The sequence below is a fragment of the Aminobacter sp. AP02 genome, assembly GCF_003148805.1.
Lineage (GTDB): Bacteria > Pseudomonadota > Alphaproteobacteria > Rhizobiales > Rhizobiaceae > Aminobacter.
This window is the reverse complement of the sequence record NZ_QGGX01000012.1, coordinates 66,802-77,666: the sequence shown is the minus strand read 5'-3', so window position 1 is coordinate 77,666 and position 10,865 is coordinate 66,802. Positions and strand designations below refer to the sequence as shown.

The window sequence follows — 10,865 nt, the reverse complement described above, 5'->3', positions numbered from 1 at the left end:
TTGGAAGCGCCTGTACGGCGGAGTCGGTTTCTGATGCCACGCGGTTTTTGTTCCCACCACCTCTGGCGCGCCGACGACGCGGCACGGATGTCTTCTGTCGCTCAAAATTCCGCTTGGACTATACAAATAATTTTGCTTAGATCAAAAAAATTTTGATGGGAGCAAAAAAGCGTGTCCTCGGAGGCCAGCAAGAACGCGGCGTCGAGCCAGCCCAAGGTGGGCGCGCTGATCCGTGCGCGCCGCCGGCAGTTGTCGATGACCTTGCAGGAATTGTGTGACGCCGCGGGCATTTCGGTCGGTTACCTCAGCCAGGTCGAGCGCGATCATGCCACCCCTTCGCTCGGTACGCTTGCACAAATTGCGCGCAGCCTCGATGTGGGTGTGGATTACTTCATCGCCACGCCGAGCATGGAGGACGGACTGACCCGTTCCGCCGAACGCAATCGATTCTCCGTCGACGGCTCTTCGATCGTCTACGAGCGCATTGCCGCCGACTTCACCGGCAACGTCTTGTCCTCCTTCATCCTCAACGTTCCACCTGGCTATCGCTCCGAGACGGTCAGCCATGAGGGCGAAGAGATCCTGTTCATTCTCGAGGGCTCGATTACCCAGCGCCTCGAGGACCAGGAGATGGAACTTTCGGCCGGCGACAGCCTGCACTTCCGCGGCAATAGTCCGCATTCATGGTCCAACGACACCGACAAGTTCGCGCGCATGCTCTGGACCGGCACCTTGCCGATGTTCAGGTCACGCACGGAGCATCCGGCCCTTCGCGGTTCAAGGGCCGAAGAGAAGATAACGGGAACCAAAAAGGAGACAAAATGATGAAACTGTTCAAGGCCGCGCTGCTCGCAGCGGCTCTGGCGATGCCGATGACGCCTGGAATCAGCCTTGCGGCGACGCCTGCGGGCGTGCTCGTGGTGGCGCAAAACATCGACGACATCGTCAGTATCGACCCTGCAGAGGCTTATGAGTTCTCGTCGGGCGAGTATGTCGCCCAGACCTATGATCGCCTGGTGCAATACGATGCGGCCGACACCAAGACGCTGGCGGCTGGCCTGGCCAAGGAATGGACTGCGGACGACGCCAACAAGACCATCACATTCACGCTGCGCGACGGCGTCAAGTTCACCTCCGGCAACCCGCTGCGCGCCGAAGACGTGGTCTATTCGTTCAAGCGCGTGATCGTGCTCAACAAGGCGCCCGCCTTCATCCTGACCCAGCTCGGCTGGACCCCGGAAAACTTCGATTCCATGGTCAAGGCCGACGGCAACAAGGTCGTGATCAAGTATGAAGGCGACTTCGCCTCTGCCTTCGTTCTGAACGTTCTCGCCGCTCGCCCGGCTTCGGTGGTCGACGCCGTGACGCTTCAGGCCAATGAGGCCAGTGGCGACATGGGCAATGGCTGGCTGAAGTCCAACTCGGCAGGCACCGGCCCGTTCGTGCTCAAGGCGTTCCGCCCGGGCGAGATCATCAACCTCGCCGCCAACCCGGACTATTTCAACGGCGCGCCTGAGATCAAGGGCGTCATCATCCGCCACGTCGCAGAAGCCGCGACCCAGCAATTGCTGCTGGAATCGGGTGACGTCGACATGGCCAAGAACCTGACCTCGGACCAGATCGCAACGATCGCCGGCAAGGACACGCTGGTCACCGAGACGTATCCGCAGGCCGCCGTGCACTTCCTGAGCTTCAACCAGAAAGATGCAGCCCTGCAGCCGGAAGCGGTGTGGGATGCCGCGCGCTACCTAGTCAACTACAAGGGCATGACCGACACATTCCTGAAGGGCCAGATGCAGACGCATCAGGCATTCTGGCCGTCGGGCTTCCCCGGTTCGCTCGACGAGACGCCCTACACCTACGATCCGGCCAAGGCCAAGCAGATCCTGGCCGATGCCGGCATCAAGACGCCGATCAACGTCACGCTCGACGTCATCAACTCGACGCCGTTCACCGACATGGCGCAGTCGCTGCAGGCAAGCTTCGCCGAGGCCGGCATCAACTTCAACATCATCCCGGGCACCGGCTCGCAGGTGATCACCAAGTACCGTGCCCGCACCCACGAGGCGATGCTGCTCTACTGGGGTCCGGACTTCATGGACCCGCACTCCAACGCCAAGGCCTTCGCCTACAACGAAGACAACTCCGACGGCCACTATCAGTCGACCACCACGTGGCGGAATGGATGGGCCGTTCCTGAGGAGCTGAACAAGGCAACCAAGGCGGCACTTGCCGAGCCTGACCAGGCAAAGCGCAATGCCATGTATGTCGACCTTCAAAAGAAGGTGCAGGAGAAGTCGCCGATCGTCATCATGTTCCAGGCCGCGACCCAGGTGGCGCGGGCGAAGAACGTCGAAGGCTACGTCAACGGGGCGACCTCCGACTTCGTCTACTACCGTCTCGTCAAGAAGAACTGACGAACACAAACAGCTACCGGGACCGCTCCTCGCGCGCGGTCCCAATTCCTCCCCCTACCCAACTCCAAGAAGGCAGAGACAATGTACGAAGAGCGGATGGCGCGGCTGCGCGAGCGCATGGCTGAAACCGGGACCGACCTTGTGGTCGTCGGCCCCTCTTCGCACCTTGTCTGGCTTGCAGGCATGTCGCCGCATGGCGACGAACGTCCAGTGCTGCTGATTGTCGCCAAAGATCACGCCGGCTTCCTGATGCCGGCACTCAATGTCGACAGCCAGCGCCCCTACACAAAGCTTCCGTTCTACCCCTGGTCCGACGCTGATGGCCCCGGCGCGGCACTTTCCAAGCTGCTCAAGGATTGCGGCGCTGAGCGCGGCAACCTCAAGATCGCGCTCGACGAAACCATGCGCGCCGATTTCGCGCTGCTGGTCATCGACGCCTTGCCCGGTGCCAAGCGTGGCTTCCTCACCGATACGGTGAGCTTCCTGCGCGGCCAGAAGGACGAGGCCGAATACGCGCTGCTCAAGATGAACGCCGTGCTCAATGACGCCGCCATGCGGGCTGGCTTCGCAGCCCTCAGGGAAGGCGTGACCGAGCTCGAAGTTGCACAGGCCATCCGCGACTTCTACGCCGCCAATGGCGCCAAGCCGGAGTTCACCAGCGTCTGCTTCGGCGAGAACGGCGCCTTCCCGCACCATCACACCGGCGACCGCAAGCTCAAGGCCAACGAGGCCGTGTTGATCGACATCGGCGGCCGCAAGGACGGCTATCCCTCCGACATGACGCGCGTCGGGGTGTTCGGCGAAAAGCCGGAAGGCTTCGACGAGGTTCATGGCGTTCTGGAGCGCGCCGTGCAGGCAGCGATTGCCGCAGCCAAGCCGGGTGTCGCCGCCAAGGAGGTCGACAAGGCCGCTCGCGATGTCATCGCGGCCGCAGGATATGGCGACTTCTTCCTGCACCGGACCGGCCACGGCCTCGGCATCGACATCCACGAGCCGCCTTACATCACTGGAACGTCCGAGACGATCCTTACCGAAGGCAATGTGTTCTCGATCGAACCGGGTATCTACCTGCAGGGCCGGTTCGGCCTGCGCCTCGAGGAGATCGTCATCCTGCGCGGCAATCGTGCGGAAGTGCTGTCGGACTTGCCGCGCGAGGCATTCGTAGTCAAGGCCTGAGCCTGTAGCAGCCACCTCACATGAAGGGCCGCATCAGCGGCCCTTTTTTTGTGCCCGAATGCCGGCTGCCCCTTACCGCGGCGGTATGAACGGCCGACTGTTCAACCTCCCGACGCAAATGATATCGTCGCGAACAATGGCAGCGGTTGCAGCGGGGGAGTTGTGCGTTCATTTCTCTTGGCAGTTGTCGCGCTGGTGTCGCTCGAGGCGCATGCGGCGGAGCAGACATTTCCGGCCGATGGCGGCCTCGTCTATTTCAACATGCCCTCAGGCAATGTCGGCTGCCAATACACGCCCGCAGGCGGTTCGGACGTCTACATGCCCGAGGACGGCGGCCCGGAACTCGGCTGTGACCGCATCGAGCCGACCTATCTCAGGTTCATCCTAGGAAAGGCAGGCAAGGCCAAGCGTTACGACAATGTCGGCGACACCGGCTGCTGCGACGGCTCGCACACACTCGAATACGGCAACAGCTGGAAAAAGGGGCCGTTCAGCTGCACGTCGACAAAGACCGGGCTGCGCTGCAACCGTAACGACGGCCACGGCTTTTTCATCAGCAGGTCAAAGACCGAGGTCCACTGATCCCTCGAAATTGCGGGCAAAAGAAAAGCCGGGCGTGCCCGGCTTTTCAATCATTTACATCGGCTGCAGAGCGATCAGTTGACCGCGTCCTTGAGGCCTTTGCCAGCCGAGAACTTCGGCACCGTGCGCGCCGGGATCTTCACTTCCGCACCCGTCTGCGGGTTACGGCCAGTCGACTCCGCACGTTTTGACACGGTGAAATTTCCGAAACCGACAAGCCGGACGTCGCCGCCGTTCTTCAGTTCGCCGGTGATGACGGAAAAAACAGCGTCGACAGCGGACTGCGCGTCACCCTTCGAGAGCTTGGAAGCCTCGGCAACGGCGGACACTAGTTCGTTCTTGTTCATTCAAATTCCCTTCCATGAGAAAACCGGGACATTAGACTCAGCCGGTTGGACAGGGACTTTAGAAAAAAGTTCTGGCACAACCAAGTCGAAAAGGGTCAAGAATCCCGGAATTCCGGGGTTTTTCACATGAAAAAGCCGGGCTTGAGCCCGGCTTTTCCGTTTGTCAGTGCAACTTTAGATGCGACTTAATGAGCAAAACTCTTGCCCGCGTCCTCACCCGCATCCGACGTGGCAGCAGGCACATCGACCGGCTCAGTCCATTCGATCGGCTCGGGCATGCGCACGAGAGCATGCTTGATCACCTCGCCCATGCGGCTGACAGGGATGATCTCCATGCCGCTCTTCACGTTCTCCGGAATTTCCGCCAGGTCCTTGGCGTTTTCTTCCGGGATCAGCACCTTCTTGATGCCGCCGCGAAGCGCTGCAAGCAGCTTCTCCTTGAGCCCGCCAATCGGCAGCACGCGACCACGGAGCGTTATCTCGCCCGTCATCGCGACATCGGCCTTCACCGGAATGCCGGTCATCACCGAGACGATTGCGGTCGCCATTCCGACGCCGGCCGAGGGGCCGTCCTTGGGCGTAGCGCCTTCCGGCACGTGCACGTGGATGTCGCGCTTGTCGAATGTCGGCGGCTCGATGCCGAAGTCGATGGCGCGGCTGCGGACATAAGATGCCGCCGCCGAGATCGACTCCTTCATGACCTCACGCAGGTTACCGGTGACGGTCATGCGGCCCTTGCCGGGCATCATCACGCCTTCGATCGTCAGCAATTCGCCACCAACCTCGGTCCAAGCCAGTCCGGTCACAACGCCAACCTGGTCATCAGCTTCGACCTGGCCAAAGCGATAGCGCTGCACGCCGAGATAATCGTCCAAGTTTGCAGCGGTGACCTTCACCGACTTCTTCTTGGTCTTGATGATCTCGGTGACCGCCTTGCGCCCGAGCTTCATCAGCTCGCGCTCGAGGCTACGGACACCCGCTTCACGCGTGTAGGTCTGGATGATGGCGCGGATCGCTTCATCGGAGACGGAGAACTCCTTGGGCTGGAGCGCGTGATCGCGGATCACCTTCGGCATCAGGTGCCGCTTGGCGATCTCGACCTTCTCGTCTTCGGTGTAGCCGGCGATGCGGATCAGTTCCATTCGGTCCATCAAGGGCGCAGGAATGTTCAGCGTATTCGCCGTCGTCACGAACATCACGCTCGAAAGGTCATACTCGACCTCCAGATAGTGGTCCATGAACGTTGCGTTCTGTTCCGGATCGAGCACCTCAAGCAGCGCCGACGAAGGGTCGCCACGGAAGTCCTGGCCCATCTTGTCGATCTCGTCGAGCAGGAAGAGCGGGTTGGACTTCTTGGCCTTCTTCATCGACTGGATGACCTTGCCGGGCATCGAGCCGATATAGGTGCGGCGGTGACCGCGGATCTCGGCCTCGTCACGGACGCCACCGAGCGCCATGCGCACGAACTCACGGCCGGTCGCCTTGGCGATCGACTTGCCGAGCGAGGTCTTGCCGACGCCGGGAGGGCCAACGAGGCACAGGATCGGGCCCTTCAGCTTCTTCTGGCGGCTCTGCACCGCCAGATACTCGACGATGCGGTCCTTGACCTTGTCGAGGCCGTAGTGGTCGGTATCAAGCACCTGCTGGGCAAAGTTGAGGTCCTGCTTGACCTTGGAGTTCTTGCCCCACGGAATCGACAGGATCCAGTCGAGGTAGTTGCGCACGACGGTGGCCTCGGCCGACATAGGCGACATTGAACGCAGCTTCTTCAGCTCGGCATCCGCCTTCTCGCGGGCCTCCTTGGTCAGCTTCGTCTTCTTGATGCGCGCCTCGATCTCGGCAGCCTCGTCGCGACCGTCCTCGCCTTCGCCGAGCTCCTTCTGGATCGCCTTCATCTGCTCGTTGAGATAGTACTCGCGCTGGGTCTTCTCCATCTGCCGCTTGACGCGGCTACGGATGCGCTTTTCCACCTGCAGGACGGAGATTTCGGCTTCCATGAAGCCCATGGCCTTCTCGAGCCGTTCCTTGACGGACAGCGTGCCGAGCATCTCCTGCTTCTCGGTGATCTTGATGGCAAGATGCGAGGCCACCGTATCGGCGAGCTTGGAGTAATCCTCGATCTGGCTGGCAGCACCAACCACTTCGGGCGAAATCTTCTTGTTCAGCTTGACGTAGTTTTCGAAGTCGGAAACCACCGAACGGGCAAGCGCCTCGACCTCGACCTCTTCCTCCGCCGGCTCGCTCAGGATGAGAGCGTGGGCCTCGTGGAAGTCGGACTTGTCGGTGAAGGACTGAATCTTGGCGCGCGTCGTGCCTTCGACCAGCACCTTGACGGTGCCGTCCGGCAGCTTCAGCAGCTGCAGCACATTGGCGAGCGTGCCGATGTCGTAGATGGCGTCCGGCTCGGGATCATCGTCGGCGGCATTCATCTGGGTCGCAAGCAGGATCTGCTTTTCCTGACCCATCACCTCTTCCAGAGCCTTGATCGACTTTTCACGTCCCACAAAAAGCGGGACGATCATGTGCGGGAACACGACAATGTCGCGCAACGGCAGGACCGCGAAGGTACCTTCGCTGGAAGAGCGGGATATTTTGGCCATTGTCCAACCTTTCATTTCGCAGCCGCGCGAGCGCCAACCGCGAATCTCATATTAACGACCATGGACGGTTCCGCCTACCGCCGATTACCGCGCGGCATTACAGCACGAAAACCCACCCATCGCCTCTTCTCCGTTAGTTGGAGCTTCGCCGGGTAAACATCAAGGCCAAACACGCTGCCGTGTACAAGACCTTGCCTGGCGGACCTCAAAACGCCGAACGGCGCCGCTGGGGCGCCGTTCGCTGGAGCGGTTCAAGGCGAGACTGCCAGGCCTCAGGCGCTGACGTTGCCCTTCTTTTCCAACTGCTCGGAATAGATGTAGAGCGGCCGAGCACTGCCGGTCACCACCTCTTCCGAAATCACCACTTCCTGCACGCCTTCGAGCGCGGGAAGTTCAAACATCGTGTCGAGCAGGATTGCTTCCATGATCGAACGCAGGCCGCGTGCGCCGGTCTTGCGCTCGATGGCGCGCTTGGCGATCGCCGACAGCGCGTTCTCGTGGAAGGTCAGGTCGACATTTTCCATCTCGAACAGACGCTGGTACTGCTTGACCAGTGCGTTCTTCGGCTCGGTCAGGATCTGGATCAGCGCGGGCTCATCCAGGTCTTCGAGTGTCGCCAGAACAGGCAGACGGCCGACGAATTCGGGGATCAGGCCGAACTTCAGCAAATCCTCGGGCTCGACGAGGCGGAACACCTCACCGCTGCGACGATCCTCCGGCGAAGCGACCGTGGCACCGAAGCCGATCGAGGTCTTGCGGCCGCGATCCGAGATGATCTTGTCTAGGCCTGCGAAGGCGCCGCCGCAGATGAACAGGATGTTGGCCGTGTCGACCTGCAGGAACTCCTGCTGCGGATGCTTGCGGCCACCCTGGGGCGGCACGGAAGCGACAGTGCCTTCCATGATCTTCAGAAGCGCCTGCTGCACGCCCTCGCCCGACACGTCGCGGGTTATCGACGGGTTGTCCGACTTGCGCGAAATCTTGTCGATTTCGTCGATGTAGACGATGCCGCGCTGAGCGCGTTCGACATTGTAGTCGGCCGACTGCAGGAGCTTGAGGATGATGTTTTCGACATCCTCACCGACATAGCCGGCTTCGGTAAGCGTCGTGGCGTCCGCCATGGTGAACGGCACGTCGATGATGCGGGCGAGCGTCTGGGCAAGCAGCGTCTTGCCGCAGCCCGTCGGGCCGATCAGCAGGATGTTGGACTTCGCCAATTCGACGTCATTGCTCTTCGAGGCGTGCGCCAGGCGCTTGTAGTGATTGTGGACGGCCACCGACAGCACGCGCTTGGCGTAGGGCTGACCAATGACGTAGTCGTCCAGAACCTTGAGAATTTCCTGCGGTGTCGGCACGCCCTCGCGCGACTTCACCATCGAGGTTTTGTTTTCCTCGCGGATGATGTCCATGCACAGTTCGACGCATTCATCGCAGATGAAGACGGTCGGACCGGCTATGAGTTTGCGTACCTCATGCTGGCTCTTGCCGCAGAACGAGCAATAGAGCGTGTTCTTGGAGTCGCCGCCGCCGTTGCTGACCTTGCTCATCTTGTCCAAGTCCTTTCACTGCCGCCCGGCCGATGGACTGGCTCGTGGGCGCATATGCAATCTAACGACGGACGCCGCCACCGCCATTCCCTGGCCGCCGCAACGAGCTCCGTATCACTCACATTCCAGAAGTCGCTGCAACGAGTCGCGGCACCCTTGAACAACGCTAAGCCGTCGAAGCTCAACGCAGCCTTAACGTAGGCTGCCGCTTTCGCCGAGGGAACAGCAAAATGTGTCCGAAATGCCGCAGAGCACCTCAAAAATGCGAGATGTGACCTCGTTGGCAGGTCGCAGGGCCCAATCACGAAGCGGTAGCACCCTCAGCGGCGTCGCGGCTTTCAATGACTTTGTCGATGAGGCCGAAGTCGCGTGCCTCATCAGCCGTCATGAAATGGTCGCGGTCGAGCGTCTTTTCAATGGTCTCATAGTCCTTGCCGGTGTGCTTGACATAGACCTCGTTGAGACGGCGCTTGAGCTTGATGATGTCCTGGGCGTGACGCTCGATATCCGAGGCCTGGCCCTGGAAGCCGCCCGAAGGCTGGTGCACCATGATGCGGGCGTTCGGCGTGGCAAAGCGCATGTCCTTGTGACCGGCGCAAAGCAGCAGCGAGCCCATCGAGGCCGCCTGACCGATGCACAGGGTGGAAACAGCCGGCTTGATGAACTGCATGGTGTCGTAGATCGCCATGCCCGAAGTCACCACGCCGCCTGGCGAGTTGATGTAGAGGTTGATCTCTTTTTTCGGGTTTTCGGCTTCAAGGAAAAGCAACTGCGCGCAGACGAGCGTTGCCATGCCATCCTCGACCGGGCCGGTGATGAAGATGATGCGCTCCTTGAGGAGGCGCGAGAAGATATCGTAGGCGCGCTCGCCCCTGTTGGTCTGCTCGACCACCATCGGAACGAGGTTCATGTATGTTTCGACGGGGTTCTTCATCGACTATCCCTTTATCGTGATGGGATTCCGGCGCCGGACGGGCAGAATCGGTTCAGAGGCTTTGCCCTGTAAATAGGATGCCGCCTCACCATTGCGCAAGGCCGGTAAGCACGCATGATTTCAGCTTCCGCTAACTTTCGGCGCTACAGCTGGCTCGATGGCAAGGACGGCCTGCGATTGCCCCCGGCTCGATTGCAGTTCCAGCAATGCGTTAGTTTGGTACTTGCGCCGTTGCCGGCAACTTTTGGCCCGATCGGCAAGAACCAGGCTCGATCGCAGACTTCGCCAAAGATGCGGTTCTAACCGCCATCAAGACAATCACGGCGCGAAGACATCTCCAAGACTCTTTCGAAGCTACACTTAAATGGCGCACCTGATAATGGTGGAACATGCATGTCGACATTATTTTCACAACACTCCTGATCATCTACGTGCCTCTGCTGCTGACGACCTTCAGTCTCGCAGTTGCAAGGTGGCCGATATCCTTCGCAATGTTCACGCTAAACGCATGCCTGATCGCAGCAGTGCTGTATGGGTCTCTAATTGCCGCAGATGACCGCCTGGGCTTGGCCTCGCTTGCCGCCAGCGCTGTGGTGCTCGGACTCCTAGCAATGTTTGCTGCGGGGTCGGTGCTGCTTCTGTTCCGCGCGGCCAAAGCACCCACCTCTCACCGTGACCGACTATTGGCTTTGCTTGCCACAACTCCAGCCATCCCGGTGCTTCTGTTTGGGCTCGGCATCTTCAATCGCTGGCGAGGAGACGTGGTATTCGTCCTGCTCACGGCTTGCGCTGTAGCGTCTTTGCAGCAAGCGATTTGGCGCAGGCGCGGTGCGTCGAAGCCACTGGCCGAAGACCCCTATAGCGTCAGCTGCGTCGTAGTCGCACTGGCGGCGACCGCCTCGATTGCCCTCGCCGGCTTCACCGCGTCCGTCGTACTCGAAGAGGCGCAAAGGAGCGCAAACGGTCGTCCGTATTGCATTCAATCGGGACCTCAAACCGCTGAAAACGCCTTGGATCTGTCGCTGCTTACCTTCCGCGAGCCGCGCAACAGAGGCCGAAACGGCCCGAGGTTCCTGAAAAATCATGGCCTTCTGGTGGTCGACACCGGCGTTGGGCGCGACATCCTGAACTGGTCCTACCGCAACCAGGCATTTCTACCAGAATCCCTGGCCGAGCATCCAAACCTCACCACCCGGCCGCAGGTCGTTTGCAAGCCGCAATGAAGGTGGCACTCGCACAATACCGTGGATGCTCTGCCTTCC

General features: G+C 60.5%; 9 protein-coding genes. 5 read left to right on the top strand and 4 right to left on the bottom strand.

Annotated elements, in window-relative coordinates; genetic code table 11:
- Positions 1–171: 171 nt before the first annotated feature.
- The 4 genes from C8K44_RS16535 (at position 172) to C8K44_RS16520 (ending at position 4,175) form a co-directional block, all read left to right on the top strand.
- Positions 172–825, top strand: a complete 654-nt coding sequence (locus C8K44_RS16535) for an XRE family transcriptional regulator (RefSeq protein ID WP_109576901.1) — start codon at positions 172–174, stop codon at positions 823–825.
- A complete protein-coding gene (locus C8K44_RS16530) occupies positions 825–2,417 on the top strand; it encodes an ABC transporter substrate-binding protein (protein ID WP_109576900.1) in 1,593 nt (530 codons plus the stop codon). Before C8K44_RS16535 ends, C8K44_RS16530 begins: the two co-directional genes overlap by 1 nt.
- 81 nt (positions 2,418–2,498) lie before the next feature.
- Positions 2,499–3,593: a Xaa-Pro peptidase family protein gene (locus tag C8K44_RS16525; RefSeq protein ID WP_109576899.1), complete on the top strand. Its 1,095-nt coding sequence runs from the start codon at positions 2,499–2,501 to the stop codon at positions 3,591–3,593.
- Positions 3,594–3,755: 162 nt separating this feature from the next.
- Positions 3,756–4,175 (top strand): DUF6636 domain-containing protein, encoded by a 420-nt coding sequence (locus tag C8K44_RS16520; RefSeq protein WP_245417513.1) that lies wholly within the window; start codon positions 3,756–3,758, stop codon positions 4,173–4,175.
- A gap of 74 nt (positions 4,176–4,249) precedes the next feature.
- Here C8K44_RS16520 and C8K44_RS16515 read toward each other — a convergent pair whose 3' ends face one another.
- From C8K44_RS16515 to clpP, 4 genes are all read right to left on the bottom strand, one after another.
- A complete protein-coding gene (locus C8K44_RS16515) occupies positions 4,250–4,522 on the bottom strand; it encodes an HU family DNA-binding protein (protein ID WP_018427423.1) in 273 nt (90 codons plus the stop codon).
- 185 nt (positions 4,523–4,707) lie between these two features.
- Positions 4,708–7,122 (bottom strand): endopeptidase La, encoded by a 2,415-nt coding sequence (gene lon, locus C8K44_RS16510; RefSeq protein WP_109576898.1) that lies wholly within the window; start codon positions 7,120–7,122, stop codon positions 4,708–4,710.
- 272 nt (positions 7,123–7,394) lie between these two features.
- Positions 7,395–8,669, bottom strand: a complete 1,275-nt coding sequence (clpX, locus tag C8K44_RS16505; protein ID WP_109577000.1) for an ATP-dependent Clp protease ATP-binding subunit ClpX — start codon at positions 8,667–8,669, stop codon at positions 7,395–7,397.
- A gap of 301 nt (positions 8,670–8,970) precedes the next feature.
- Positions 8,971–9,603, bottom strand: coding sequence for an ATP-dependent Clp endopeptidase proteolytic subunit ClpP (gene clpP, locus C8K44_RS16500; protein ID WP_109576897.1), 633 nt, complete (start codon positions 9,601–9,603; stop codon positions 8,971–8,973).
- A 389-nt stretch (positions 9,604–9,992) separates the two neighbouring features.
- On the opposite strand from clpP, the gene C8K44_RS16495 reads away from it, so the two are divergent.
- Positions 9,993–10,826 carry a hypothetical protein gene (locus C8K44_RS16495; protein WP_109576896.1) on the top strand — a complete coding sequence of 278 codons (834 nt, stop codon included), beginning with the start codon at positions 9,993–9,995 and terminating at the stop codon, positions 10,824–10,826.
- The last annotated feature ends 39 nt before the right edge of the window (positions 10,827–10,865 follow it).